This is a genomic window from Vibrio zhanjiangensis (genome assembly GCF_030161235.1).
Classification (GTDB): domain Bacteria; phylum Pseudomonadota; class Gammaproteobacteria; order Enterobacterales; family Vibrionaceae; genus Vibrio; species Vibrio zhanjiangensis.
Genome location: NZ_BSPW01000029.1, coordinates 41332 through 68096 on the forward strand (window position 1 = coordinate 41332; position 26765 = coordinate 68096).

A 26765-nucleotide genomic window follows, 5' to 3' on the forward strand; every position below is an offset into this window, starting at 1 on the left:
GTGCGTAGTTATGACGTTACTATCACAATTACAAGACTATCTTGCTCTTAAGGACAGACAATGTGGACAATAAGGTTAGACCTTTTCTTGTAACCCTAATAATTTTGGTACTACTTACACCCCTTCCCGTATCCTCAGCGGTCTATCTGACTCCTTGGTTTGGATACACAGGTGGTGGAAAGGTCATTGCTCAAAATGAGCAAGTCTATGACTTGGAAGGCTCTGAAAGTTACGCTATCACTGGCGAGGTGGATTTAGACCAAGGTAGGGTGGGATTATTCTATTCCAACCAAAAAACCAAAGTAGATTCCATTAATGTAGACTCATCGATCCACTATCTTCAATTCCAAAGCAGTATCTACTACCCTACTGAAGAAACAGTATCATTTTACCTTGGCGTGGGATTAGGGGCTTCATACATAAATGCAGATTGGGTGGACGATGGCTTGGGATTCTCGACTAGTATATTTGGCGGTCTTGAATACCGCTTTCATGAAAATATGGCACTAAATACCCAGCTCCGCTGGCTTGGGACTGTGGTAGATAGCGATACCAGTGGTATATGTAACTTATCAGCTTCGGAATCCGATAGTTGCATTATTAAATTTAAAACTGATTGGATGAATCAGTTTTCTGCCAATTTAGGCCTAACTTGGAACTTCTAACCTCTGGTGAAAAAGTTTGCTTTGCCAACAAAGCATCCTAGTCGTACCTAAGATAACGTCAAGATATTAAGTTATTTTTTACATAATTTAACTATTGCGTTAACCCATTTTAGTAGTTAGTCTTTCTATTGAAGACAGTGGATTATTTCACTAAAAAAGGCCATTCGTTACACCAGTGGCAAAAAATGCTAGTATCAATTAAATTTCAGCACCATAAACTAACAGATTATCGATTGATAGTTGATTACATACTTAATTCCCCGTTCATTAAGGTGTATCGACTTTTATGCTACAGAAGTGTAATGGGCTAACGTTCAGCCTGAAACACCGAATATTTAATCACTTATCTTACAAATACTGGATTTACAGGAGTCCTATATGAAAAGAGAGCAATGGGGATCCAGAGCAGGCTTTGTTTTAGCCGCAGTTGGATCGGCTATCGGGTTGGGAAACATATGGCGCTTTCCATACATGGCTTATGACAATGGTGGTGGCGCTTTCTTTATTCCTTACCTTTTTGCCATGATCACAGCTGGTATACCTTTCATGATCCTTGAATTCAGTATGGGACAAAAATACAGAGGGAGTGCTCCAAGGACTCTAGCAAAGATTCACTCAAAGTTTGAATGGCTTGGATGGTTTCAAGTTGGAGTAGCCGCCGTCATCGCCGTTTACTACGTTGCCGTTATTGGCTGGGCAATCTCGTACTTTGGCATGTCATTCAACCAAAGTTGGGGCACAGACACTAATGCGTACTTTTTTAAAGAGTACTTGTCCTTGGGTGATAATTCTCCCACCAACTTAGGTAGTATTCAATGGAAAATAGCGCTCGCTATGCTGATAGCATGGGCTATTACATACGCGGCGATTGTGGGTGGTGTAAAAGCGGGAATAGAACGTGCTTCAAAAATAATGATGCCCGTTCTTTTTATCATGGTGATCTTACTTATCGCTAGAATGGTTTTTCTTCCCGGAGCTCTCAATGGCATTAACTATATGTTTGAGCCTGACTTCAGTAAAATATGGGATGTCAAAGTTTGGGCCGCAGCATACGGGCAGATTTTCTTCACTCTGAGTATCGGATTTGCCATCATGCTTGCCTATTCTAGCTACTTGCCGGAAAAGTCAGACATTACCAATAATGCCTTTATGACTGTCCTCATAAACTGCGGATTCTCAATTTTGGCGGGAATTATGATTTTTTCAGTACTGGGTTACATGGCTTACGAGCAAGGAAAACCCCTCACTGATGTTGTGTCTGCTGGTGTTGGGTTAGCGTTTGTAACCCTGCCCGCGGCTATCAATCTACTCCCTGCTCCTTATATTTTGGGCCCTCTGTTTTTCTTCGCCCTAGTAGTGGCAGGGCTGAGCTCGCATATTTCAATTATGGAAGCGGTCACTTCCGCAATAATGGACAAGTTAAGCTGGAGCCGCAGAAAAGCAGCAACTATCGTCATCGGTATTGGCGTCGTTGTCTCAATGGCATTCGCCACCAATGGTGGACTACTACTTCTTGATTTAGTTGATCATTTTGCTAATAACGTTGGAATTATGGTTGGTGGACTCGTTGAAGTCGTTTTGATGGCTTGGCTTTTGAACAAAGCAGCTGATGTTCGCCAATATGCTAATGATATCTCCGATTTTTCAATAGGTGCTTGGTTTATCGTATGTCTGAAGTTCATCACTCCGATTATGCTCGCTATTATCTTAGCAACCAAACTGCACACTTTGTTTACTGAAGGTTACGGTGACTACGATCTTACCTTAGGCTGGGCCATCATTGCAGCATTACTTGTCATCGGAATTCTGATCAATACAACAAGTCAGCAGGAGAAATCACTATGACCACAGGCGCAATCATCATGATGGTATTAGGATTAGGCCTTACCTGGGGTGGGGCTGCTCTATGTATAAAAAGAGCGATGGATAAACAATCCCAATAAATTGGAATTAAAGATGCCGGCACACAGTAGTGCCAGCATCTTTCGAAAGCTAGAATGTATACTTAATGCCAAAAGCTCCGCCCACCTGTAGCTCTGGACCGCCATGTAGATCCAGTTCAGGATGAACTTGTGCATACATATCCCAATCTTTATGAAAATTCCAGTTCACTCCAAGCGGCACGCGTACGCCAAACTCATCATGGTCCCACTCACTCCATGCACCTGCTCCAACGTACCAAGTAAATGGTACATCTGCATCGAACTTACCTCTGGCAAAAATGTAATCAAAAGCTGCGCCGTCGTTCCCTAGTGTGAAACGGTATTTGTTATCTAATTCAACAACCGCACTCAAGTCTTGATCGAACGCCATGCCTGCTGACCACTGATGAGTATTTCCACCTTCTGCCGAAGCTGTTGCACTAGCGGCTAAAATAGCACCCGCCAGAACACTTCTGAGTAGGATATTTCTTTTCATTACTCTATTTCTCTAAGCTAATAAAACACCGTTCAAATCTACAGACAAGAAACAGTCATATGTCAGGAAAGAGTAAAACTAGGTCATGCTAACAACAATAATAACAATATAAAATTGAAGAAAAAGCCTCGCTCTAGGAACCCGTTATATCGCTAATAAACTCACACAAATTTTGCAAACAACAAAAACGCCACTCACTTTTTAAGCGAGTGGCGTTACACATATAATAGGTATTTTGCTACTAGGTTAATTCATGGTAAGGCGTCTTGTTGAACAGATAGAACTGCAGCCCTGCATAAACTGGATAAACACCTAACGATGCCACCGTAAGGGTAATCTTAATCAGCTCTTTCCTTGAATATGCCCTTAAGCTAACTTGGCTGTATGCTTCTTTTACACTTAGCAGGTATTTTCCTAACGTTAAACCTAAGAGTTTAAAACAAATCAAGCAGTAAGCGGCATAGACTCCAATAAAAGTGATCATAGCTAAGATTATCAAACCTAACATTAGCGGTAAGGCTTTGTCGTCGTTTAAGGACAAACTAATATCCATCCCGCTAAGTACCTGATGCATGAAAAACATGAGGCCAGAGAGCAAAACTTGTGCGAACATTTTAGCTATCAAGATGTCGACAACAAATGCCCCTGTCCTCCTAAATTTTTCCGCTACTGTCATTACTTACCAAGTAAAGCGTTAATCTGAGATTTATAGCCAGCAGCTTCCGCACCATAGATAACCTGGATGCCCGTATCACCAACTTTAACTAAACCTTTAGCACCAAGCTCTTTGGTCCAGTAATCGTTGTCTTTTACTTGCTCACCATCTTTTACCGTAATTCTCAAACGGGTAATACAAGCATCAACATCCACAATATTCTCTGCTCCGCCAAGTGCAGTCACCATGAGTGTTGCTTTCTCGCTATCACCAGCGCCGCCTTTTGACGCATGGTAATCTTGCTTAGAGACTACAGCAACCGCACTTCCTTTACGCCCTGGAGTCTTGATATCAAATTTCAAGATGTACCAACGGAAAACAAAGAAGTAGACAAACGCATAAGCGATACCAACTAATGGAATGTAGAACCAATTGTTCTCTACACCTGTTAGTCCAGGAAGCATACCGAACAGAGTGAAGTCAATGAAGCCTCCACTGAACGTCATACCAACTTTTACATTCAACATGTCCATCAACATAAATGATAGACCTGCTAGAGGGACATGAATGGCATAGTACAGCGCTGGTGACAAGAACAAGAAGGTAAATTCAATAGGCTCCGTAATACCCGTTAGAAAGGCTGTCAGAGCAACAGAGAATAGTAAGCCACCTGCCGCTTTTTTGTTTTCTTTGTCCGCTAAGGTATACATAGCGTAAGCTGCTGCTGGCAAACCAAACATCATGAAAGGAAATTTACCTGTCATAAAGTTAGTTGACGTAAACTGAGAGAAGTCACCTGTTGCAAGAGAATTAAAGAAGATGTTTTGAGTACCTTTAATCACTTCTCCCGCAATTTCTGCAGTACCACCAATCTCTGTTTGCCATAACGGTAAATAGAATACGTGATGCAGACCAACTGGAATCAAGGAGCGCTCAATAACACCAAAAATTAGAGATGCCACATAACCATGTCCTGCCGCCGTCATTTCACCAAGAGCAGAGCCGATAGCACCAAAGGCAGCGCCGAAAAATGGCCAGATAAAGGTTAATACAATGCCGTAGAAAAGCGCGGCGAAGGCACTGATAATCGGTACGAAACGAGCACCGCCAAAGAAGCCTAGATAATCTGGCAACTTAACATCATGGTATTTGTTGTGAAGAACGACCGTAATAGCACCTGCGATCAAACCGCCAAAGACACCCATACTTAGAGTATTCGAAATACCTAAGATATCGGCAAGCACACCAGGATACTCACTTCCCATCAAGACAACTGTGTTGCTGTCTACGTTTATCATGTGCGCAACGACCAAAGTCTTGGCGATGGCAACATTCATCACAAGATAAGAGATGAGAGCCGCCAGTGCCGCCGCACCTTTCTCTGCTCGTGCAAAACCAACAGCAATTGCCAGAGCAAACATAACAGGTAAGTTCGCAAAAACTATCCCCCCTGCTGCTGTCATTACTTGTAGGAAGCTGTTAAGTACACTTCCATCCTGAAGGGCACCTATTTGGTATGCCTCTATCATTGTTGGGTTAGTAAAACTGCCGCCGATACCCAACATTATGCCTGCTGCAGGCAATAATGCGATGGGTAGCATAATGGCTTGTGAAAGTTTACTGAAGAAACCTTTCATATTTATGCTCCTGAAAAATTTTAAGAATTCTTGGGTTCTAACGGCACACCCCCGCAGCCTTAAATGTTAGCACCCATGGAAAATGTAACCACATATGACAGTATATTTTCCGGCTCTAAATATATATTGATGGTAAACAAACTTTCTAGCTGCTTACGAAAATAAGTTCCAAACTAATAGATAGATCACAGTCCAAAATCTAATCTCATGGCACAAATATCATGACAAGTGACTGATTTTTATTACAATTAATAATGACAGTATTAATTTTACTGTAAAAATAAAATCACACCCATTGTTATTTTATGTAACAAAATTAGATTGGCGTTCAATACACTACACAGATTCAACAATATGGGTTAACAAGGAAAATCAGTTCAATTATCGTGATGCTTGGCAAAAGAAATTGGCTGAAAGCTCATTTATTGGTCGAAACTATTTTTTCTTCTTAAAAAAAGATCGTGGAAGTTTTTGCTGGTTTTCAAACCAACTTCAGACAAAGATAAACCTTTTAACTGGGCAATATATGATGCAACTTCCACTACATAGGCAGGTTGATTCTGCTTCCCACGATGAGGAACAGGGGCCAAATACGGAGAGTCGGTTTCTATCAACAAACAATCAAGGGGAAGCGCTTTAACCACTTCCTTTAATTCAGAGGCTTGCTTAAACGTGACTATGCCAGAGATGGATATATAAAATCCAAGGTCTAACGCGGCCTTTGCAAAGGCAAGATCCTCCGTGAAACAATGAATCACACCTCCGCATTGCTCAGCATGACCGGAGCGTAAAATACTTAAAGTATCTTTTCTCGCCTGTCTAGTGTGTATAATGAGTGGTTTGTCTATATCTACAGCAAGCGCGACATGCTGCTCAAAACGTACTTTTTGTAAATCTTTTGTCTCGGGCTGATAATGATAGTCCAAGCCTGTTTCGCCAATTGCAACAACTCTAGAATCCGAGGAAAATCTATAAAGACGCTCCAAGGAAAATTCACTTTCAACGTCAAGAGGGTGTACACCACACGAAGCATATACATTATCAAAAGGCCTAATTAGCTCCATCATATGAGGAAAAGCATCAAGGGTAACCCCTACAGAAAGTATGTCGGTAACGTTGCAAGCCTTCGCCTTTGCAATTACCTCACCAATCCCTGAATGCGTGCTGCTATAATCTAACTTATCAAGATGACAATGCGAATCTACGAACATACTTCCTCATTGAATTTAATTAACCAATCCAGAATAAGCAATTCGCCATTGAGACCGGAGTGCTCTCGCAACTGATCAGTTAGCCTAGATAAACTTTCTGCCTGCCGATACAACTTCTCATAGCTTATGTTTTGGGCCAACACTTTAGAACCGGGAGTTAGATAGGGAGCATCGAGGCCAAAATGCACCTTCTGCGCGTCAGTAAGCATATACCAGATCCATCTCAAAGAGTCTTCCTTAGCGCTTTCCAAAAGTTTAGCTAGGTAAACAAGGTCGCCCTTATGCATTACGCAATCTAATAAACCTCGTTCTATTTGCTGATAAAACCCTTCCTGCTCTTTTTCGATAAATGACTGAATCCTCGTTGGTGCATTATCATTAATATGTGCGAAATAGGCAGGAATTGTTGATGTATACTGCTGAGTTAACCACTCTTGGATAACTTGAGATGACGGTTTAGGAATTTGCCATTTTTGACAACGACTAGTTACTGTCGAAAGTAACCGCTGTGGCTGGTAGGTAACCAGAAGAAACATGCAAGTACTTGAAGGCTCTTCAAGCGTTTTTAACAAAGCATTGGTCGCAGACTCTGTCATTACCTCTGCAGGCTCAATAACAAATAATCGCTTACCAGATAACTGCGACGACTCTTGTGCTAATCGATTACAAGTTCGAATTTGATCAACACTGATAGATTTTCCCGCTTTTTCAGGATTAATTACATGATAATCAGGGTGATTGTGCGCATTCATTAATTGACAGCTGTGGCAAACACCACATGCGTCACTGACATAATTTCCACACAGAACAGCGCGACTGAATGCTGCAACCAACTCTTCAGTCGCTAAGCCAGGCTGAGAGATCAACAGAGCCGCATTTGAAAACGTGTCATTTTCCAAACTCGATTGCCATTCACTCCAAATATCACTTAACCATGGGTGGCTAGATGTCATGACTGTTTTAACCATTCGCTCAACACATTTTGTATATCAATCGCAACCGAATCGATACTTTTACCAGCATCAATGGTCACAACATTCTCTTCCGCTGCCGCTAATTCGAGGTAGCGTTTTCTGGTGCGCTCGAAAAAGCCTAAATCCATCTTCTCGATACGATCTAACGCTCCTCTGCCTCTTGCCCGTGAAAGACCTACTTGAGGGTCGATATCGAGATAAATGGTCAAATCTGGCTTAAAATCACCGAGTGTTGTCCGCTTAAGGTCCGCTAACGTGTTCTGTGCAAGCCCACGACCTCCACCTTGATAGGCTTGAGAAGACATATCATGCCGATCACCAACGACCCAAATTCCTGAAGCCAATGCCGGCTTAATTACATTCTCAACTAACTGAACACGAGCGGCATACATAAGCAAGAGCTCTGTCATATCCTGTAACTTCTCACCTTCATGTTCTTGCTTAACCAAAGTGCGCAACTGCTCCGCTAATGCTGTCCCACCTGGCTCACGCGTAGTTTGAATACACTCTACACCCGCATTCTTAAGAGTGGCTAATACCGCTTTAATCGCAGTACTTTTGCCCGCGCCTTCTAGACCTTCGATAACAATGAACTTTGCGTTTCTCATTTATTACTTCTTAATTGTTTTAAATAGGATCGAACGGCTCGATTGTGTTCGGATAACGTTTTTGAAAATACATGTCCACCATCACCGCTGGCGACAAAATAGAGGTAGTCACTATTCTCCGGGTTGAGTGCAGCGTTAATGGATGCTTCACCGGGCATAGCAATTGGCGTAGGTGGCAAACCGAAAATGGTATAAGTGTTATACGGTGTTGGCGTTCGAAGATCTTTCTTGCGAATATTACCATTGTATTTATCTCCCATACCATATATAACCGTGGGATCAGTCTGCAATCGCATCCGCTTGTTAAGTCGGTTGACGAACACGGCTGAAATCCGCTTTCGTTCTGACTCTACTGCCGTTTCTTTTTCGATAATAGAAGCTAAAATCAGAGCATCATAAGGAGAACGAATTGGAAGGTTTGCTTGGCGCTTAGACCATTGCTCATCAAGAACTTGTTGCAATTTTGCCGCTGCGCGACGCAATATATCAAGATCAGAGGTGCCAAGGGTATAATGATAGGTTTCTGCTAGCAATAAGCCTTCTACTTTCTGCTTCTTAAGTCCTATGCTCTCAGCTATTTGTGCTTCTGTCAGCTTGTTCGCTTTATGTTCAAGATATGGCGCTTGTTGCAAGGATTCAAGCCATTCGGAAAATGTTGAACCTTCAACAAAGGTAATGGCAAACTGATGCTCTTTACCGGCTTGAAACAATTCCAATGCCTGCTTCAGGGTCATTTGAGGAGTTAAAAGATAGGTACCTGCTTTGACCTCAATCATTTGAGGATAAAATCGATGTAATAGAGGAGTAAAACTATCTGATTTGATCAGCTGCTTTTTTATCAACCCAGCTAATACTCGTTTAAAACTATCACCGGATGTAATTGTATATACTTGCTCTTTATCTAACGCCAACGTCTGATTGACGTATTTCTCAACATGTTGAGCAATGTAAAAATAACCCGCCATCAACAACAATATAACGCATACCAAAGACAAAGTGATTTTCTTTATCACAGGTTTATCATCTCCTGAATTTGTTTTGTAATCGGGCCCTTAACATAAGTTTGAGTACCAACAGCCGTTATCGGCGCCACACCTAGGAGCGAGTTTGATACAAAGACTTCTTCCGCGTTATAAAGCTGTTGCAGATCATAATGACCAACTTGAACATCGAGCCTTCCTTTGGAGGTAAGCTCAAAAATAACGCGTTGCATAACACCCTTTACACCTGCATAAGAAAGATTTGGCGTGTAGATAATACCTTCCTTCACCCAAAAAATATTCGCCACCGTAGTTTCGATGACATTGCCATTGATATCAAGCACGATTCCATCAGAAAAGCCCTTTTCATCCATTTCACCTTTTAGTAAAACCTGTTCAAGCCGGTTATTGTGCTTATGGCCAGCTAGCATCGGATTAAGGCCAAGGCGTAAGGAGCAGATACCCAGACTAAGCCCATCTGTAGACCACTTATTGTAATGTTCAGGGTAATCAAAAGCACTTATGGTAATGTTCATCTTTGCTATATGGTTAGGGCTGTATCCACGGCCACCTTCACCTCGACTAACGTGAAGCTTAAGGCCGGATTTAGCGCTTTGGATACTCGCTTTGTCTAACCAGTTTTCGACTTGTAACCAATCAGGCGAAGGGATTTTGAGTAGATCCAAACACGATTGCATCCTTTCTTTATGCATATCCCAATATTGTACCGAACCTTTTTTGACCAGCATGGTGGTAAAGCAACCGTCCCCATACTGAAACGAACGATCACTTAACGAGATAGTCTCTGCGAGTTGTCCATTGAGCCAATACATATCATCTTCCACATATATAAAGAAACGGCCTAATGCCTGTGCATTAAGCCGTTTTATCATAAATTACTTGCTAACTCTTTAGATTTTTTTAAACACCAAAGAGCCATTCGTGCCACCAAATCCGAATGAGTTACAAATAGCGTACTCTGAATTGATTGGCTTTGCCGTATGTGGGACAAGATCGATATCTTCTAGACCTTCGTCACAGTTATCTAAGTTGATAGTTGGTGGGACCCTCTGATCAACCAGAGCCATAATCGTAATGATGGCTTCAACAGAGCCTGCAGCACCTAAAAGATGGCCAGTCATGGACTTGGTAGAAGATACTTTTACTTGCTTGATGCCTTCCTCACCGAGCGCACGCCGAATACCTTTTGCTTCCGCAACGTCTCCTGCTGGAGTCGACGTTCCATGAGCATTTACGTATCCAACTTGTGTGCCCGTAATGCCCGCATCACGCATTGCCGCTTCCATTGCCAAGGCACCACCAGAGCCATCCTCACTAGGAGATGTCATGTGGTAAGCGTCACCAGACATACCGAAGCCAACAAGCTCCGCGTAAATCTTTGCACCTCGAGCCTTTGCGTGCTCATATTCTTCCAAAACGATAACACCAGCGCCATCACCTAGAACAAAGCCATCACGGTCTTTATCCCAAGGCCTTGACGCTTTATGCGGCTCATCATTACGAGTAGAAAGTGCTTTAGCTGCACCAAATCCAGCCATCCCGAGAGGCGTAGAGGCTTTTTCAGCACCACCAGCAACCATAGCATCGGCATCACCGTAAGCAATCATACGGGCTGCATGACCAATATTGTGCAGACCAGTTGTACACGCTGTAGAGATGGCAATATTCGGTCCACGAAGACCGCGCATAATAGAGAGATTTCCAGCGACCATATTCACTATGGTTGAAGGAACAAAAAATGGACTCACTTTCCGTGGTCCCTTTTCAACCAAAGCGGTATGACCTGCTTCTATAAGGTCTAGACCACCGATGCCAGAGCCTATAGCTACACCAACGCGCGCTGCGTTCTCGTGATTAATTTCTAAGCCTGAGTCATCAATAGCTTGAATACCTGCTGCGATGCCGTATTGGATAAATAAATCCATTTTACGCGCATCTTTTTTTGACATGTATTCTGTGCAATCAAAATCTTTCACTAAGCCCGCAAAGCGAGTAGAAAAGTTTTCCGTGTCAAAATGCTCGATATTTACGATACCACTTTGACCTTCTAGCAGGGCTTTCCAGGATGATTCTACAGTGTTGCCGACCGGTGACAACATACCCATGCCAGTGACAACAACACGACGCTTGGACACGATTTTATTCTCCGGAATTGATGTGATTCTATGAAAAGGTATAGAAGAGTTAAAAAGAACACAGGCGGCCAGAAGGCCGCCTGGGAGAGATATTACTGAGCGCTGTTTACGTAGTCGATTGCAGCTTGAACAGTTGTGATCTTCTCAGCTTCTTCGTCTGGAATCTCAGTGTCAAATTCTTCTTCTAGAGCCATTACTAGTTCAACAGTGTCTAGAGAATCAGCACCTAGATCGTCAACGAAGGAAGCTTCATTTTTTACTTCTGCTTCATCTACACCTAGCTGTTCAACAATGATTTTCTTTACGCGTTCTTCGATGTTGCTCATTTTTCTTTTCCTTTACAGATTTCGCTCAATGCGATGGTTCCGTAGTTTATTCGAACTATTGAAAGTTGCAAGGGGGTACTTGCTGGTCAAACCACAAATTTAGCGATTTTTACCGAAATTCAATACATTTTTGACTTATATCATGCACAAATCTTGCGCATATGGACGCTGATCATCACAAACTATAGGCTATTTTATAACAGTAAATAACCCACTTCGTTCAAGTTAGCATCAAACCATGTACATGCCACCATTAACGTGCAAAGTTTCACCCGTAATGTACCCAGCTTCTGGTGAAGCAAGAAACACAACTGCTGAAGCGATTTCACTTGGTTCGCCAAGACGACCTGCTGGAACATTAGATAAAGTCGTCGCTCTCTGCTCTTCGTTCAGTGCTTTGGTCATATCCGTTTCGATAAAACCGGGAGCAACCGTATTTACTGTCACACCACGAGAAGCAACCTCACGAGCCATAGATTTGGTAAAACCTATTACACCCGCCTTCGCTGCGGCATAATTGGCTTGACCTGCATTACCCATGGTACCAACAACTGAACCAACATTGATAATGCGACCTGAACGCTTTTTCATCATACCGCGAAGCACTGCTTTAGACATACGATAAATAGGCGTTAAGTTCGTTTCGATGATGTCATTCCACTCGTCATCCTTCATGCGCATCAGCAAGTTATCACGAGTGATACCAGCATTGTTCACTAAAATATCGATCGCGCCAAACTCATCGTTAATATTTTTTAAAGTTGCTTCAATTGATTCGATATCCGTCACGTTTAGGGTCAATCCTTTACCCTTATCCGCTAGGTAATCACTAATTGCTGCAGCACCACCTTCGGAAGTCGCTGTACCAATAACTGTCGCGCCTCTCTCGGCCAAAAGTTCAGCAATAGCACGACCGATGCCACGGCTCGCGCCAGTCACCAAAGCAACTTTGCCTTCAAGATTCATCATATGTGTTATTCCTCAATAATTTATTTAGCCGTCTCAAACGATGCTACGTCATTCACTGCACAGCCACCAAGTGTCTTAACGATACGCTTAGTCAAGCCGGTTAACACCTTGCCAGGGCCAAGTTCAAATAGTTTTTCGACCCCTTGCTCACTCATAAGCTGAACGGTTTCCGTCCAACGAACAGGGCTGTACAACTGACGAACTAACGCATCTTTGATTTTCTCTGGATCCGTTTCAGCAACCACGTCGACATTATTAATGACAGGCAGCTGAGGGGCATTAAACTCTGTGTCTTTCAGCGCAATTGCCAGTTTATCTGCGGCGGGCTTCATCAGCGCACAGTGAGAAGGCACTGAGACTGGTAAAGGAAGCGCTCGTTTCGCTCCTGCTTCCTTACACAAAATGCCGGCGCGCTCAACCGCATCTTTGCTACCAGCGATAACCACTTGCCCAGGAGAATTGAAGTTAACAGGGGAGACTACTTCTCCTTGAGCCGCTTCTTCACACGCCTTAGCTATAGATGCATCATCAAGACCTATAATTGCGTACATCGCGCCTGTGCCAGCCGGAACGGCTTCTTGCATAAGCTGTCCACGTAACTCAACCAGCTTGATCGCCTGTTTAAAATCAATCACACCTGCACAAACTAAAGCAGAATATTCACCAAGACTGTGGCCTGCAATAGTGCTTGGTTGATCCAAACCTAATTCTTGCCATACTCTCCAAATAGCTACTGAAGACGCCAATAAGGCCGGTTGAGTACGAAAAGTTTGATTTAAATCTTCAGCAGGACCATTTTGAATCAACGCCCAAAGATCATAGCCCAAAGCCTCAGATGCTTCTGAAAATGTACTTTTTATTACATCATACTGCTCACCAAGTTCAGCCAGCATACCAACAGATTGCGAACCTTGACCCGGAAATACGATAGCAAAATTGCTCATTTTATTTACCTTAAAATAAAGTAACAAATAAACGATGCTTACTCTAGAATCTACCTCTCAGATCACATCACTTAGGATCGATCAAAAGGGAGAATCTAGACATCAAAAATTTAAAAATTTACGCTAGTTTTAGAACTTAACGAGCGCAGATCCCCAAGTAAAACCGCCACCAAACGCTTCAAGTAAGAGCGTTTGACCTCGTTGAATACGACCATCACGCACTGCTTCATCAAGCGCTGTTGGAACCGTTGCTGCGGAGGTATTACCATGCTTATCAAGCGTTATAACAACTTGATCAAGAGACATTGACAGCTTTTTAGCCGTCGCAGAGATAATACGATAGTTGGCTTGGTGAGGTACCAGCCAGTCTAGCTCAGATTTATGCATATTGTTGGCAGCAAGAGTATCTTTTACCAATTTCGAGAGTTGTGTGACCGCAACTTTAAAAACCTCGTTTCCGGCCATATGCAGCCATTTGTCCGCATCTTTACCACGCTCAGGGACTTCGAGACTCAATAGCTCGCCAAAACGACCATCGGAATAAACGTGAGTCGAAAGAATTCCTGGTTCATCACTCGCGCCTACAACGACAGCACCAGCCCCATCACCAAACAAAATAATGGTTGAACGATCGGTTGGGTCACATGTTTTAGACAAAGCATCTGAGCCTATCACTAAAACATTTTTGCACATGCCTGTTTTGATGTGCTGGTCGGCCACAGAAAGCGCATAGATAAAACCAGAGCAAGCCGCGGCAATATCAAATGCTGGGCAATTGGAATTTCCCAGTTTAGCTTGAACCTGACAGGCTGAAGATGGAAACGTATGGCTACCACTCGTCGTTGCGACTATGATAAGGTCAATTTCATCAGCTTTAATTCCTGCCATTTCAATCGCGTTCTGTGCTGCAATAGCTCCCATATCTGCAACCGTTTCATCGTCAGCAGAAATGCGCCTCTCCCGTATCCCCGTACGAGTTACGATCCACTCATCACTTGTCTCTACCATTTTCTCTAAATCTGCGTTAGAACGCACCTGAGATGGCAGGTAGCTGCCAGTACCTAAAATTTTGCTGTACATGAAGACTAATAATGCCTCTCGAGTAAAACCGCTTCCAAACGATCGCTAATACGGCTGGGTACTTGTCGTTTGACCTCGTGTATTGCTTCGCCAATTGCATTGACAAGAGCATCTACATCAGCACTTCCGTGGCTTTTTATAACAATGCCTCGCAATCCTAACAAACTTGCGCCATTATACTGGTCGGGGTTCAGCATTTTGAGGTCATTAAATAACCTAGAAAACAAAATTCTTGCGATCCAACCCTTTATCGATGAAGCCGTAAGACTTGACCTTAGCTTGTTGATAAATATTTGCGCAGTACCCTCACACGCTTTCAAACAAACATTGCCCACAAAACCATCGCAAACTACGACATCAGCCGCATCACTGAGCAATTGGTTTCCTTCAATATAGCCAATATAATTGATCGAACTGGTTTGAGATAGCATTTCAGCGCAACGCTTCACTAGATCATTACCTTTGATTTCTTCTGCACCTATGTTGAGAATCGCGACACGAGGAGAGTGAGGTAGGTATTGCTCAGCTAGCGCACTTCCCATAATAGCAAATTGAAATAGTGAATCGGCATCACAGGAAACATTAGCACCGAGGTCTAACATCCAAACTTGCGAACCGGAGGCGGTTGGCAATGCCGAGACAAGTGCAGGCCGCTCTATACCAGGTAAGAGTTTAAGCTTAAAACGGGACAATGCCATCAAGGCACCTGTGTTTCCACCACTAACACACGCATCAGCTTCTCCTTTTGCCACAGCATCAATAGCTTGGGACATAGACGTTCCTTCACTATTTCTGAGAGCTAGAGAGGGCTTCTCTGAATTGGAAATAACTCTATCGCTATGCTGTATATCCAATCGAGAGTTGGCGGGATAGCCAAGCGATGCTAATTGTGCAGTAATCGCATTGCGATCACCGACAAGAATCACTTTCAGCTCAGGGAAATGTGACAGTGCCTGCACAGCGGCAGGCACTATAACGCGAGGACCGAAATCCCCGCCCATTGCATCAAGTGCAACGGTTATATTAGGCAAAGGTCAACCTTACTTGTTGATGACCTTTTTACCACGGTAGTAACCTTCAGCAGTTACATTGTGGCGTAGGTGTGTTTCACCTGAAGTCGCATCTACAGATAGCGCAGCTGTGCTTAGGGCATCGTGAGAACGACGCATGCCACGCTTAGAACGTGATTTCTTGCTCTTTTGTACGGCCATTGACCCTACTCCTATGTTAACGCTTAAAGAACTAGTTCTTTAAGTTTTTTAAAACATCGAATGGATTTGGCTTGTCTTCCAAAATCTCTTGTGGAATTTCACCAAATACCAAATTATCTGATTGAACGCTACAATCCGCTTCATCATGCTTGGCAATCTGAGGTAAGTTTAGAATGAACTCATCTTCAACTAACTGTATCAAGTCAATTTCACCGTACTCGTTCAGATCTACCAAATCGTACTCTTCCGGTGCATTCTCTTCACTTTTTTCACCTAAATAGGGTGTGTAAGTGAATTCAACTTCGCATTCGTAAGCAAAGTTCTCGTTACAGCGTTGACACTCTAAATCAACTTCGATGTTAGCTTTACCAGAGATAACAACAAGTCGCTGTTCATCTAACTCAAATGACAATGACACATGAGCGTCGCGTTTAACGCCTTCAACTGATTCGAACAAGCGCTTAAAAAGACTGACTTGGATGATTCCATCGTAGTCTAGACGTTTTTGCGCAGCCCGTGCCGGATCAACTGTTCGCGGTATTTTTACCTTTTGCATAGGGCGCGAATTCTATCTTCCTATTCATTTTTAGTCAAAGAAAAAGGACAAAAAGTTATAGTTTTTTTCATTTGTAGCAAAACCATTAAGACGTTTTGCTCAATATACTTTAATCTCTTCGCATCCTAAAAAATAGATTGTAAATAAAAAACATGACAAATTATCAACTTGTCCTTGCCTCAACCTCTAAATACAGGCAAGAAATCATGGCCAAACTGTCGATACCTTTTATCACCGCATCACCTACTTGTGATGAAACGCCGCTAAAAGGTGAAAGCCCTGAAAATTTGGTTAAGCGCCTAGCAAAAACCAAAGCCGAATCTTGCATAGTAGATCAGCCAAGCCTGATTATCGGCAGCGATCAGATATGTGTGATTGAAGGAGAGATCATTGGCAAACCGCTCAATCGGCAAGTAGCCATTGAACAGCTTCATCGCCAAAATGGAAAAATGATCCAGTTTTATACTGGTCTAGCCGTTCACAATACGACCAGTAAGCAAACTCATGTTCATTTAGATACCTTCAATGTCCACTTTCGAGAGCTAACACAGTCGCAAATCGAAAACTACATCGATAAAGAAATGCCCTATGACTGCGCTGGCAGTTTTAAAAGTGAGGGGTTAGGTATCGCATTGTTCAAAAAGTTGGAGGGTAAAGACCCAAATACATTAATCGGCCTTCCTCTCATCGACCTGGTTGAGATTTTGGAACAACAAGGGATGAACATCTTATAAGTCTTGCTTTGAGTAGCCAGCGAGTACTGGCTACATTTTTCAATGTTTGAGTTGACGCAAATCCACTAATACTTTGTTAAGCTTATCTCCCATTGGTGCGTCTATAATCATCCATTGATCATTCATGGGGTGCTGAAACTTGATATTGGCTGCATGCAAAAACAGTCTGTCTAGTCCCACTTTAGCCATATAAGCATCAAATCTTCTATCCCCGTAGCGATCATCCCAAGCAATTGGATGACCTGTATATTGGCTATGAACTCGAATTTGATGCGTACGCCCTGTGATTGGACTCGCTTGAACTAATGTGGCTTCACGAAACTTTTCGACAATTTTAAATCGTGTTTCAGAAGCTTTGCCTTGTGAATTTACGCGCACAATACTATTGACTTCGTTCTTGAGTAGCGGCGCCGTCACCTTTTTACAACTCGACGGCCACTGACCCATGACCAAAGCAAAGTAATACTTCTGTACAGTTTTGGCGCGAAATTGTGCCTGAAGATGACGAAGAGCAGAGCGTTTTTTTGCAACAAGTAATATTCCTGACGTATCACGGTCAATACGATGTACCAATTCGAGAAAACGTGCTTGAGGCCTCAGTGCGCGCAGAGCTTCAATAGCACCAAATTTTAGCCCGCTTCCACCGTGAACCGCAGTACCTGATGGCTTATTGAGCACCAACATATGATCGTCTTCATAAAGAATCATATCTTCGAGTTCTGCGACCTTGTTTAGCTTAGTGCTCAGTGTTTTTGGCTCGATAGCTGATTCTTCAATGGTCACAGGAGGAATGCGCACTAAGTCTCCTGCTTGAAGTTTATATTCCGCCTTGATTCGCTTTTTGTTTACCCGCACTTCCCCCTTGCGCAAGATTCTATAAACCATGCTCTTAGGGATATTTTTCAGTTGGTTACGTAAAAAGTTATCTATACGTTGCCCAGACATGTCTTCATCGATCTCAACAAACTGGACTTGAGTTCTAATTTCGTTCATTTTCCCATTCTACCACTGAGACGGCATTAAGTTCACGTTTTATAGCTAACATATTACCTGACACGACTAAAAAACTGAGTTTTACTTTAACTCAGCATAAAAATTTCTCATTACAATTAATGAACCACACTAGTTTGACTTAATTTCATTAAATACAACGAGTTAAAAATATGTAAAATAGGTTTTTTAACCTTTTATAGCAAAGCAGATTGCTGACTTTACTGGGTACTGCTATAGTTCACACCTGCAATGGATGATTAGGTCTTATTTTACAAAAACCCAGTCATTGTTAAGCAAGATATTGAGTAGCCGCTAATTTAATGAAATGCAGCATATGGCGTAAGACATTTTTAGAATTAGTCAAGATTGTTGCCCTACTCATAACTCTTTCATGTTGAGTATTATCCGCCATTAGTATGCGGCTCACAGGCAAACGCTTGTGAGGCTGATGTGCCCACAGAGCACCCCTCCAGCCGGGAGGCTGCACAGATTTAGCCATGGGGTCAGGCACCTTGAAAGAAATCGACAGGCAACAAAAGCCATAGAATGACAACGAGATTTATTAATGAAAAGAATGTTAATTAACGCAACTCAGAAAGAAGAGTTGCGTGTCGCTTTGGTCGACGGTCAAAGGCTCTATGATTTAGATATCGAAAGCCCAGGACACGAATCCAAAAAAGCAAATATATACAAAGGACGCATCACTCGAATTGAACCAAGCTTAGAAGCTGCTTTTGTTGACTACGGTTCAGAAAGACACGGTTTCCTTCCTCTAAAAGAAATTGCACGAGAATACTTTCCTGAAGGATACACCTATCAAGGTCGACCGAGTATCAAAGAGGTACTCAATGAAGGCCAAGAGGTCATCGTTCAGGTAGAAAAGGAAGAACGAGGCAGTAAAGGAGCGGCACTTACTACGTTCGTTTCTCTCGCAGGCAGCTATCTTGTTTTGATGCCGAACAACCCTCGCGCAGGGGGAATTTCACGTCGCATCGAGGGGGATGAGCGAACTCAACTCAAAGCCGCCTTAAGCACTCTAGATCTGCCTCAAGGTATGGGACTCATTGTTCGTACTGCGGGTGTTGGCAAAAGTGCAGAAGAATTGGAATGGGATCTTAACGTTCTTCTCAATCATTGGGGTGCGATAAAGCAAGCCTCTGAAGCGCAGCCTGCTCCTCTTTTGATCCATCAAGAAAGCAACGTAATTGTAAGAGCGATCCGTGATTATCTTCGTCCAGATATCGGCGAGATATGGATTGATAGCAATACGATACATCAACGTGCTAAGGAACATATTCGCCTTGTTCGACCTGACTTTGAAAATCGTGTTAGAAAATATGATTTGGAGATCCCTCTCTTTAGTCATTATCAAATTGAAAGTCAAATAGAGTCCGCATTCCAGCGAGAAGTTCGTCTGCCTTCTGGTGGCTCGATTGTTATTGATCCAACAGAAGCACTCACCTCCATTGATATCAACTCGGCCCGTGCAACGAAAGGGGGCGATATTGAAGAAACCGCTCTCAACACAAACCTCGAAGCGGCAGAGGAAATTGCTCGACAACTTAGATTGCGTGATCTAGGTGGGCTAGTCGTCATCGATTTTATCGATATGACGCCAGTACGTCACCAACGTGAAGTTGAAAACCGGCTGCGTGACTCAGTGAGGCTAGACCGTGCGCGAGTCCAGATTGGACGCATTTCCCGTTTTGGACTTTTGGAAATGTCTCGTCAGCGCCTGAGTCCTTCTCTAGCAGAAGCCAGCCATCACATTTGTCCTCGCTGTACGGGTACAGGCGTGGTACGTGACAATGAATCCCTCGCGCTATCCGTTCTTCGTCTCATTGAAGAGGAAGCTCTAAAAGACAATACTGCTCAGGTACTTGCCGTTGTTCCCGTGCCTATTGCTTCATACCTTCTTAATGAAAAGCGGCGCTCGATAAATCATATTGAACGCATTCAAGAAGTTAAAATCACCGTCGTTCCAAATTCAGATATGGAAACTCCGCACTTTGATGTTATTCGCATCCGAGAGGGAGAGGAGTTTGACCTTTTATCCTATTTGCTTCCTAGTAAGTTAGAAGCGATCAAGGAAGCTGAAGGAAAAGAGACATCAGAAGCTGATGCTAGGCCGAAAAAACTGGAAGAGCCTGCACTCAAAGGTTTTGCAGCGCCTTCACAATCAGCACCTGCACCTAAGCAGTCATCAAAAGCATCTGAAAAACCGACATCAGACAAGAGTCAACCAAGTTTGATCTCTCGACTGTTCAAGGCTGTTGGTAAGTTTTTGTTTGGTGCTCAGAAAGAACAGCAGTCCTCAGACTCTAAACAGGCTCAGAACTCTCAAAAAGAGGGGCAGCGCAACAATCGTAACCGTCGCAATCGTAACGACCAACGCCGTCGCAATAGTCGTGATAACCGCAGAACAAACCAAGATGATAAGCGCGACGATAAATACAACAAGCCACAACGTGAAGAGTTGAGCACTGATAGTAAAACGACGACCGTCGAGCGTAAACAACCAAGTCGTAAGCCAAAACAGGAACAACGTCGTCATAAGCAACGAGACGAGAATACGACAAAGGTTGCAGAAGAAGGACTAAAACTTGCGGCTGAAGTACAAAGCGGAGAAAAGCTTCAGCAACCTGAAGAGAAAACGGCCAAAGTTAAAGAACGTCGTCAACGTCGTAAATTGACAAAACAAGTAAGAGTAAAAGATCAGAAGGCTCAGTCGGCTGAAGAAGAAGCGGTTAAGCAAGTTCAAGCTACGGCGATTCAAGACGAGGTGACTGAGCAAACCAATACTGAATCAAGCGATGAGGCAGAGCAGCCAAAACAACGTCGTAACCGTCGTTCACCACGTCACCTAAGAGCGAGTGGTCAGCGTAGACGTCGTGGTCGAGATCGTCGCCCTAATCCTTTCAGGCTGCGTAAAGGGGGGGTGGCATCACCAGAAATGGCGATGGGTAAGGTCATGCCAAGTTACGGCATTATCAAACCACAGCCGAAATCTGTTGAAGTTGAATCTGTTGAAAATGCGACTCAGACTGTACCACTGGCTCAAATAGGTGGTGTTGTTTGTCCGGAGATGGCCATGGGTAAAGTCATTGTTCAGCGCCATTGTTCTGCTAATGAGCAAGTTAAAGAACAATCAACCGCATCTATGGAAAATGCCGACCACTTGCAAGCATTGCCACCAAGCGACAATATCGATACGTCAATCGAGCATCCGATCGATGGAGCAGAGATAGAGCCTGTTAAAACGCAAGAAGTAAAACCGACCTCAGATGACAAAATTCACTCAGAGATCATTCTTCCTAAAGCGTTTAAAGGGCATGCGTCAGCCCCTATGGCTAAAGCGCCTGGTGATACTGAAATGAAAGAAATCACTGTTATCGCAGCCCCCTTTCGCGAAACTCGATATTCATCGAAAGGTGCAGGCAGTCAAGTAGCACGTGATCAATCTAGTGCAGCAATGGCTCGCCCTCAAAGCTATTAGTCAGTAATACTGAAAGCATCAAACGGCCCCATAAATGGGGCTGTTTTTTTGCTTTTTTATATCCCTGATAGAAGTAAAATCTAGATTATCTATCAGTACTGAACTCTGACTCATTGTTGAACTCAATCACAGTTTTGGGTAGCATCCATCACACTGTCTTGACGCTTTCACTTAATTTTCAACACTCTTTGCAATTTATTTTGCCTACATGAAAGCAGAGTCAGAGCCTATACTTTTATTTATTAATTTATCGTTATCTTTTATTTACAATAACTTTTAGCATAACTGAGAAAACATGTTTGAATTTCCACAATTTTCAAAACACTCTGTAAAAAATGATGTGTTATCTGGTTTAACTGTTGCACTCGCACTGGTTCCTGAAGCGGTTGCCTTTGCGTTTGTCGCAGGTGTCGATCCTATGGTCGGACTTTATGCTGCTTTTATTGTCGGACTGGTCACTTCTGTTTTCGGTGGTCGACCTGGCATGATCTCTGGCGCAACCGGCGCAATGGCTGTTGTGATGGTGTCACTGGTGTCATCACACGGCGTACAATATTTGTTTGCCGCTATTATGCTAGCTGGTTTGCTTCAGGTAACCGCTGGAATATGTAAGCTAGGTAAGTTTATCCGCATAGTCCCTCACCCTGTTATGATTGGTTTCGTAAATGGCTTAGCCATCGTCATCTTTCTGGCTCAGTTAGGGCAGTTTAAAGCACCTGACATCAATGGCGTACTCACTTGGTTACCACAAGAACAAATGATGCTAATGCTCGGATTGGTTGCTCTGACTATGGCTATCATTCATTTTTTGCCTAAATTCACAACAGCCGTGCCCTCTTCACTCGTTGCCATAGTAAGTATAACAGCACTAGTAATAGGCTTAGATCTTGAAACAAGGACGGTCGTTGATTTCCTTCGTACCATGTCTGGGAATGATCAAGCGACTCTTGCAGGCTCCCTACCCACTTTTGCATTGCCTATAGTTCCAGTTAATTTTGAAACATTGCAAATCATTCTACCCTACTCGATTATTCTAGCCGCTATCGGTCTTATAGAGTCTCTCTTAACGCTTACAGTACTCGACGAAATGACCAATACTCGAGGTCAATCAAATCGAGAATGTGTTGGCCAAGGTATGGCGAATATTACCTGCTCCGTATTCGGCGCTATGGGCGGATGTGCCATGATTGGGCAATCAATGATTAACGTTAACTCGGGTGGACGTGGTCGCCTTTCTGGTATAGTAGCGGCTATTGCACTATTGATGTTCATTTTATTTGCGTCAGCACTGATTGAAATGATTCCTCTTGCAGCGCTTGTCGGCGTCATGTTCATGGTGGTAATCGGCACATTCGAATGGGCTACGTTTAAGCTTGCCCGACGAGTTCCAAAGCAAGATTTTTTTGTTATCGTACTTGTTACTGTCGTGACTGTATTAACCGATCTTGCCATTGCCGTTGGGGTTGGCGTGGTTGCATCAGCGCTGATGTTTGCTTGGCAACATGCGAAACACATCTACGCTGACACAAGCATAAATAAAGAAGGCTCAAAAGAGTACAAAATCCATGGGCCAATTTTCTTTGGTTCAACCGCTAACTTTCTTGAGTTATTCAATGCTCAAACCGATCCTGAAGATGTCATCGTCGATTTTGCCGATTCACGAGTAACCGATCACTCTGCGATAGAAGCGATCGAAACATTGGCTGAGCGATATTCTTCCGTCGGCAAAACTCTTCATCTACGTCATCTAAGTCCAGATTGTCGTAAACTGCTCGATAAAGCGGGAAGTTTAATTGAAATTAACGTCAAAGAAGATCCAAGCTACAAAGTCGCCACTGACGTTTTAGCAGGCTAATAGTTCATAGGGCTTTCATTTGAAAGCCCTTGTAGTCTAGTTTCTATAGAAGCTTATTCAACCTTTCACCAAGTAACGCCAAACGCCATCCCTGCATCACCTCAGGTATCTGTGCTGGGTCTCGGTCTTTCTTCCACACCCAAGAAATGAATTGATTGAGCTGCTTCTTAGACGCCAAAAATTCAGTAGCCAACCCAGAAGACTGAGACACCTTTTTAACTTCATCTTTAAGCACTTTGAATTTTTGCTTGTATCTTGGCATATCCATTAGCCGCTCAATTTTGTTAGGGTAACTTTCGCTGGGCAGCATCCGAGCTGATTTGACAATGGATATAATTCTTGCACTATGGCGCTCAACTGAACGGCTATCTAATCCCTCGCTTTCCATACTTTGCTTACTCTGCAGCCCTAACTTGGCAACCGTAAAAAGGTCATGTTCTTTGAAGATAAAATTTAATGCCAAATCACGACGAATAGCTTCTTTATACCTCCACGTCGCTAGAGGCTTCAAAATCGCCAGTTCCTTAGGCTTAAGTTGCCACGCACCTTTAATATCAAGATAGGCTAGCTCAGGATCAGCGTCTTTAATACGCTTGTTTACCAGCAATTCACTTTCTTGCTGAGCAGCAAGCCACCAGCCCGACTGCTGGGTTGCTTCAAGCAATTTTTCGTACAAAGGAAGCAAGTAAAAAACATCAGCTGCCGCATATTCAAGCTGCTTGTTAGAAAGTGGCCTTGCTAGCCAATCTGTTCGAGATTCGCTTTTGTCCAGCTCAATCCCTAAATACGAGTCAACCAAAGCAGCAAATCCAGTAGACAGGCCATGACCTAAAAATGCAGCCATTATCTGAGTATCGACCATTGGATTAGGCAAACAATTGAAACTATTATTAAATACTTCGAGATCTTCTCCACAAGCGTGCAGTACTTTAAGTACAGCAGTATCTTGGAGCAAAGCGATAAAAGAAGACATATCTTCGATGACCGAGGGATCAATTAAACAAAGTTGAACACCATCATATAACTGAATAAGCCCAAGTTGCGGGTAGAAAGTACGAGTTCGAACAAACTCAGTATCTAACATAACACATTCTGCTTTTCTGGCTTGCTGACAAACTGAGTCTAATTGTTCTGATTGGGTAATGATCTGATAATTCACAACACTCTCACTGTGAGTATTAGGACGAGTTGAATCACCTTGTTTAAAGTATCAACACACCCTTGAGTCGATAAATAAAAATGCCGGCTGGTTCTAGCCGGCAATATTATAACTAAGGTCTACTTATCTTAATCTGCTATTTCCTATAGGCATCTATTCTATAAGTATTTGGTTCTTTTCATATTTAAACTTAGCTAACTTTGTCTAGCTTTGCATCATTCTCTTCACGCAAGACCCGCCGTAATATTTTTCCGACATTTGATTTCGGCAATTCGTCTTTAAATTCAACTAATTTAGGGACCTTGTACCCTGTCATATGTTGACGACAATGGGCAATAACCTCGTCTTTTGTTAAGCTGGGGTCTCGTTTAACAACGTAAATCTTCACAACTTCTCCAGACACTTCGTGTGGCTGGCCAATGGCCGCAACTTCCAATACTTTACCATGAGACGCCACAACATCTTCAATTTCATTTGGATAGACATTGAAGCCAGATACTAGGATCATATCCTTTTTACGATCAACAATATGAATTAACCCTTGGTCATCGAACCTCACTATATCTCCCGTCGATAACCAGCCATCGATATTAATCACTTCTTTCGTCGCCTCTGGGCGCTGCCAGTAGCCTTGCATGACTTGAGGACCTCTCACTTGAAGTTCCCCTACCTCAGTGTTGGGTAATGGATTACCCTGATCATCCACAATACGAACTTCTGTTGAAGGAACTGGCAAGCCAATTGCGCCAGTATATTCGGTTAAGTCATGGGGATTCACTGTGACTAAAGGAGAGCATTCTGTCAGCCCATAGCCTTCAAGAAGGTGAATACCTGTCGTTTTTTTCCATTGTTCAGCAACTGATCTTTGAACCGCCATGCCACCACCGACAGCCAGCTTCAATTGTCCAAAGTTTAACTCGTGAAAGTCTTCATTATTTATCAAAGCATTAAATAAAGTATTTACTCCTGTGATGGCCGTGAAGCGACACTTCTGCAATTCTTTTACAAAACTGGGAATATCTCGTGGATTGGTAATGAGAAGATTGCAGCCTCCGAGATCTAAAAATAATAGGCAGTTTACTGTTAAGGCGAAGACATGATAGAGCGGCAGTGCTGTGACAACGATTTCACGACCTTCATCTAGGATGGGGCCGTACATCCCTTTGGCCTGCATAATATTAGCAATCATATTACGGTGGGTTAGAATCGCACCTTTAGCAACCCCTGTCGTCCCTCCCGTATACTGCAAAAACGCGATATCATCACCAGACATAAAAGGCTTTACATACTGTAGGCGACGTCCTTTGTGTATTGCCTTACGCATTGAAATAGCACTAGGCAAGTTGTATTTTGGCACAAGACGTTTGACGTATTTTACAACAAAGTCAACTAAGGTACCCTTTGCTCTCGGAAGCATTTGACCAAGACTGGTTAAGACCACATGTCTAACCGACGTTTTATCTACAACTTGTTCTAAAGTGTTCGCGAAATTCGAAACTATGACAATAGCCTTAGCTTCTGAGTCGTTTAATTGATGTTGTAGCTCTCGTGGCGTATACAGAGGATTAACGTTAACCGCAATAAGGCCAGCACGCAGTACACCAAATAAAGCAACTGGATACTGCAGTAAATTTGGCATCATTAATGCGACGCGATCACCTTTCTTAAGTTTGAGTTCATTTTGCAGATATGCTGCAAATGCTCGGCTACGCTCTTCTAGTTTGCGGAAAGTCATTACCGTCCCCATATTTGTAAATGCAGGCTGGTCGGCAAACTTATGCGCCGAGCTCTCAAACATTTCAACTAAAGATGGGTATTGTTCTGGATTGATGTGCTCTGGCACATTGCTAGGATAACGTGACAACCAAGGTTTATCCACGGTAACACTCCTCGAAGTAAGCTGGCTTATGTCAATCAAACGCCATGTTCTAATAGGTCGGTATTACAACACAGCAACACAACCAGGGCACGAAAGGCTCAAACACGGGTTTAAATTTTGTTAACCAAAGCAAAAATTAGATCAGATACTCTAGATGAGGATTGTAAATGGCAATGATGTCCCCCTTCAACCATTGCTGTGATCACCAAGCGATTCTGTCGTACCTTAATTACCAAGCGACTTTGTCATTACGTTAACT

The 26765-nt window shown here is 43.0% G+C and carries 25 protein-coding genes; 6 read left to right on the forward strand and 19 right to left on the reverse strand.

Annotated elements, in window-relative coordinates:
* The first annotated feature begins 62 nt into the window (after nucleotides 1–62).
* The 3 genes from QQK21_RS08950 (at nucleotide 63) to QQK21_RS08960 (ending at nucleotide 2608) form a co-directional block, all read left to right on the forward strand.
* Complete coding sequence (locus QQK21_RS08950; protein ID WP_284191852.1) at nucleotides 63–665, forward strand: outer membrane protein; 603 nt, start codon at nucleotides 63–65, stop codon at nucleotides 663–665.
* A 378-nt stretch (nucleotides 666–1043) separates the two neighbouring features.
* Nucleotides 1044–2510, forward strand: a complete 1467-nt coding sequence (locus QQK21_RS08955) for a sodium-dependent transporter (RefSeq protein ID WP_284191853.1) — start codon at nucleotides 1044–1046, stop codon at nucleotides 2508–2510.
* Entirely contained in the window at nucleotides 2507–2608 is a 102-nt protein-coding gene (locus tag QQK21_RS08960; protein ID WP_284191854.1) for a MetS family NSS transporter small subunit, read from the forward strand. The genes QQK21_RS08955 and QQK21_RS08960 overlap by 4 nt, the downstream gene beginning before the upstream one ends.
* 49 nt (nucleotides 2609–2657) lie before the next feature.
* On the opposite strand, the gene QQK21_RS08965 is transcribed toward QQK21_RS08960, so the two are convergent.
* The 16 genes from QQK21_RS08965 to yceD form a co-directional block, all read right to left on the reverse strand.
* On the reverse strand, nucleotides 2658–3083 hold the full coding sequence (locus QQK21_RS08965; protein WP_284191855.1) for a hypothetical protein: 426 nt from the start codon (nucleotides 3081–3083) through the stop codon (nucleotides 2658–2660).
* A gap of 241 nt (nucleotides 3084–3324) precedes the next feature.
* Nucleotides 3325–3759 (reverse strand): RDD family protein, encoded by a 435-nt coding sequence (locus QQK21_RS08970; protein WP_284191856.1) that lies wholly within the window; start codon nucleotides 3757–3759, stop codon nucleotides 3325–3327.
* Entirely contained in the window at nucleotides 3759–5375 is a 1617-nt protein-coding gene (locus tag QQK21_RS08975) for a PTS transporter subunit EIIC (RefSeq protein ID WP_284191857.1), read from the reverse strand. Before QQK21_RS08975 ends, QQK21_RS08970 begins: the two co-directional genes overlap by 1 nt.
* A 422-nt stretch (nucleotides 5376–5797) precedes the next feature.
* Nucleotides 5798–6586, reverse strand: coding sequence for a TatD family hydrolase (locus QQK21_RS08980; RefSeq protein WP_284191858.1), 789 nt, complete (start codon nucleotides 6584–6586; stop codon nucleotides 5798–5800).
* Nucleotides 6577–7539 (reverse strand): DNA polymerase III subunit delta', encoded by a 963-nt coding sequence (gene holB, locus QQK21_RS08985; protein ID WP_284191874.1) that lies wholly within the window; start codon nucleotides 7537–7539, stop codon nucleotides 6577–6579. The genes QQK21_RS08980 and holB overlap by 10 nt, the downstream gene beginning before the upstream one ends.
* On the reverse strand, nucleotides 7536–8168 hold the full coding sequence (gene tmk, locus QQK21_RS08990) for a dTMP kinase (RefSeq protein ID WP_284191859.1): 633 nt from the start codon (nucleotides 8166–8168) through the stop codon (nucleotides 7536–7538). Before tmk ends, holB begins: the two co-directional genes overlap by 4 nt.
* A complete protein-coding gene (gene mltG, locus QQK21_RS08995) occupies nucleotides 8165–9181 on the reverse strand; it encodes an endolytic transglycosylase MltG (protein WP_284191860.1) in 1017 nt (338 codons plus the stop codon). Before mltG ends, tmk begins: the two co-directional genes overlap by 4 nt.
* The gene (gene pabC / locus QQK21_RS09000) at nucleotides 9178–9981 is read right to left on the reverse strand and encodes an aminodeoxychorismate lyase (protein WP_284191875.1); all 804 of its coding nucleotides are present in this window, start codon (nucleotides 9979–9981) and stop codon (nucleotides 9178–9180) included. Before pabC ends, mltG begins: the two co-directional genes overlap by 4 nt.
* A gap of 78 nt (nucleotides 9982–10059) precedes the next feature.
* The gene (fabF, locus tag QQK21_RS09005; protein WP_284191861.1) at nucleotides 10060–11304 is read right to left on the reverse strand and encodes a beta-ketoacyl-ACP synthase II; all 1245 of its coding nucleotides are present in this window, start codon (nucleotides 11302–11304) and stop codon (nucleotides 10060–10062) included.
* 92 nt (nucleotides 11305–11396) lie between these two features.
* A complete protein-coding gene (gene acpP, locus QQK21_RS09010) occupies nucleotides 11397–11630 on the reverse strand; it encodes an acyl carrier protein (protein WP_004406112.1) in 234 nt (77 codons plus the stop codon).
* Nucleotides 11631–11861: 231 nt separating this feature from the next.
* A complete protein-coding gene (gene fabG, locus QQK21_RS09015) occupies nucleotides 11862–12596 on the reverse strand; it encodes a 3-oxoacyl-ACP reductase FabG (RefSeq protein WP_284191876.1) in 735 nt (244 codons plus the stop codon).
* Nucleotides 12597–12619: 23 nt separating this feature from the next.
* Complete coding sequence (gene fabD, locus QQK21_RS09020; protein ID WP_284191862.1) at nucleotides 12620–13543, reverse strand: ACP S-malonyltransferase; 924 nt, start codon at nucleotides 13541–13543, stop codon at nucleotides 12620–12622.
* Nucleotides 13544–13672: 129 nt separating this feature from the next.
* Entirely contained in the window at nucleotides 13673–14623 is a 951-nt protein-coding gene (locus QQK21_RS09025; RefSeq protein ID WP_284191863.1) for a beta-ketoacyl-ACP synthase III, read from the reverse strand.
* Between the two features lie 5 nt (nucleotides 14624–14628).
* Nucleotides 14629–15654: a phosphate acyltransferase PlsX gene (gene plsX / locus QQK21_RS09030; RefSeq protein WP_284191864.1), complete on the reverse strand. Its 1026-nt coding sequence runs from the start codon at nucleotides 15652–15654 to the stop codon at nucleotides 14629–14631.
* Nucleotides 15655–15663: 9 nt separating this feature from the next.
* Nucleotides 15664–15834 carry a 50S ribosomal protein L32 gene (rpmF, locus tag QQK21_RS09035; RefSeq protein ID WP_006959289.1) on the reverse strand — a complete coding sequence of 57 codons (171 nt, stop codon included), beginning with the start codon at nucleotides 15832–15834 and terminating at the stop codon, nucleotides 15664–15666.
* Between the two features lie 31 nt (nucleotides 15835–15865).
* On the reverse strand, nucleotides 15866–16390 hold the full coding sequence (gene yceD / locus QQK21_RS09040; RefSeq protein ID WP_284191865.1) for a 23S rRNA accumulation protein YceD: 525 nt from the start codon (nucleotides 16388–16390) through the stop codon (nucleotides 15866–15868).
* A gap of 152 nt (nucleotides 16391–16542) precedes the next feature.
* On the opposite strand from yceD, the gene QQK21_RS09045 reads away from it, so the two are divergent.
* Entirely contained in the window at nucleotides 16543–17124 is a 582-nt protein-coding gene (locus tag QQK21_RS09045; protein ID WP_284191866.1) for a Maf family protein, read from the forward strand.
* A 39-nt stretch (nucleotides 17125–17163) separates the two neighbouring features.
* Here QQK21_RS09045 and rluC read toward each other — a convergent pair whose 3' ends face one another.
* Nucleotides 17164–18117: a 23S rRNA pseudouridine(955/2504/2580) synthase RluC gene (gene rluC, locus QQK21_RS09050; RefSeq protein ID WP_284191867.1), complete on the reverse strand. Its 954-nt coding sequence runs from the start codon at nucleotides 18115–18117 to the stop codon at nucleotides 17164–17166.
* A 565-nt stretch (nucleotides 18118–18682) separates the two neighbouring features.
* Here rluC and rne point away from each other — a divergent pair.
* Both rne and QQK21_RS09060 read left to right on the forward strand, forming a co-directional pair.
* Entirely contained in the window at nucleotides 18683–21613 is a 2931-nt protein-coding gene (rne, locus tag QQK21_RS09055; protein WP_284191868.1) for a ribonuclease E, read from the forward strand.
* Between the two features lie 295 nt (nucleotides 21614–21908).
* Nucleotides 21909–23468: a SulP family inorganic anion transporter gene (locus QQK21_RS09060; protein ID WP_284191869.1), complete on the forward strand. Its 1560-nt coding sequence runs from the start codon at nucleotides 21909–21911 to the stop codon at nucleotides 23466–23468.
* A gap of 43 nt (nucleotides 23469–23511) precedes the next feature.
* On the opposite strand, the gene rnd is transcribed toward QQK21_RS09060, so the two are convergent.
* On the reverse strand, nucleotides 23512–24627 hold the full coding sequence (gene rnd / locus QQK21_RS09065; RefSeq protein WP_284191870.1) for a ribonuclease D: 1116 nt from the start codon (nucleotides 24625–24627) through the stop codon (nucleotides 23512–23514).
* A 190-nt stretch (nucleotides 24628–24817) separates the two neighbouring features.
* Nucleotides 24818–26506 carry a long-chain-fatty-acid--CoA ligase FadD gene (fadD, locus tag QQK21_RS09070; RefSeq protein ID WP_284191871.1) on the reverse strand — a complete coding sequence of 563 codons (1689 nt, stop codon included), beginning with the start codon at nucleotides 26504–26506 and terminating at the stop codon, nucleotides 24818–24820.
* Nucleotides 26507–26765: the final 259 nt, after the last annotated feature.

Bases quoted from the DNA above. Each gene is read 5' to 3' on its own strand.
- fabG (WP_284191876.1), bottom strand. From the start codon at position 12,596: ATGAATCTTGAAGGCAAAGTTGCTTTGGTGACTGGCGCGAGCCGTGGC.
- QQK21_RS08965 (WP_284191855.1), bottom strand. From the start codon at position 3,083: ATGAAAAGAAATATCCTACTCAGAAGTGTTCTGGCGGGTGCTATTTTA.
- rluC (WP_284191867.1), bottom strand. From the start codon at position 18,117: ATGAACGAAATTAGAACTCAAGTCCAGTTTGTTGAGATCGATGAAGAC.
- QQK21_RS08975 (WP_284191857.1), bottom strand. From the start codon at position 5,375: ATGAAAGGTTTCTTCAGTAAACTTTCACAAGCCATTATGCTACCCATC.
- pabC (WP_284191875.1), bottom strand. From the start codon at position 9,981: ATGTATTGGCTCAATGGACAACTCGCAGAGACTATCTCGTTAAGTGAT.
- QQK21_RS09025 (WP_284191863.1), bottom strand. From the start codon at position 14,623: ATGTACAGCAAAATTTTAGGTACTGGCAGCTACCTGCCATCTCAGGTG.
- rpmF (WP_006959289.1), bottom strand. From the start codon at position 15,834: ATGGCCGTACAAAAGAGCAAGAAATCACGTTCTAAGCGTGGCATGCGT.
- QQK21_RS08970 (WP_284191856.1), bottom strand. From the start codon at position 3,759: ATGACAGTAGCGGAAAAATTTAGGAGGACAGGGGCATTTGTTGTCGAC.
- tmk (WP_284191859.1), bottom strand. From the start codon at position 8,168: ATGAGAAACGCAAAGTTCATTGTTATCGAAGGTCTAGAAGGCGCGGGC.
- holB (WP_284191874.1), bottom strand. From the start codon at position 7,539: ATGACATCTAGCCACCCATGGTTAAGTGATATTTGGAGTGAATGGCAA.
- acpP (WP_004406112.1), bottom strand. From the start codon at position 11,630: ATGAGCAACATCGAAGAACGCGTAAAGAAAATCATTGTTGAACAGCTA.
- yceD (WP_284191865.1), bottom strand. From the start codon at position 16,390: ATGCAAAAGGTAAAAATACCGCGAACAGTTGATCCGGCACGGGCTGCG.
- rne (WP_284191868.1), top strand. From the start codon at position 18,683: ATGAAAAGAATGTTAATTAACGCAACTCAGAAAGAAGAGTTGCGTGTC.
- QQK21_RS08955 (WP_284191853.1), top strand. From the start codon at position 1,044: ATGAAAAGAGAGCAATGGGGATCCAGAGCAGGCTTTGTTTTAGCCGCA.
- QQK21_RS08980 (WP_284191858.1), bottom strand. From the start codon at position 6,586: ATGTTCGTAGATTCGCATTGTCATCTTGATAAGTTAGATTATAGCAGC.
- QQK21_RS08960 (WP_284191854.1), top strand. From the start codon at position 2,507: ATGACCACAGGCGCAATCATCATGATGGTATTAGGATTAGGCCTTACC.
- QQK21_RS09060 (WP_284191869.1), top strand. From the start codon at position 21,909: ATGTTTGAATTTCCACAATTTTCAAAACACTCTGTAAAAAATGATGTG.
- fabD (WP_284191862.1), bottom strand. From the start codon at position 13,543: ATGAGCAATTTTGCTATCGTATTTCCGGGTCAAGGTTCGCAATCTGTT.
- QQK21_RS09045 (WP_284191866.1), top strand. From the start codon at position 16,543: ATGACAAATTATCAACTTGTCCTTGCCTCAACCTCTAAATACAGGCAA.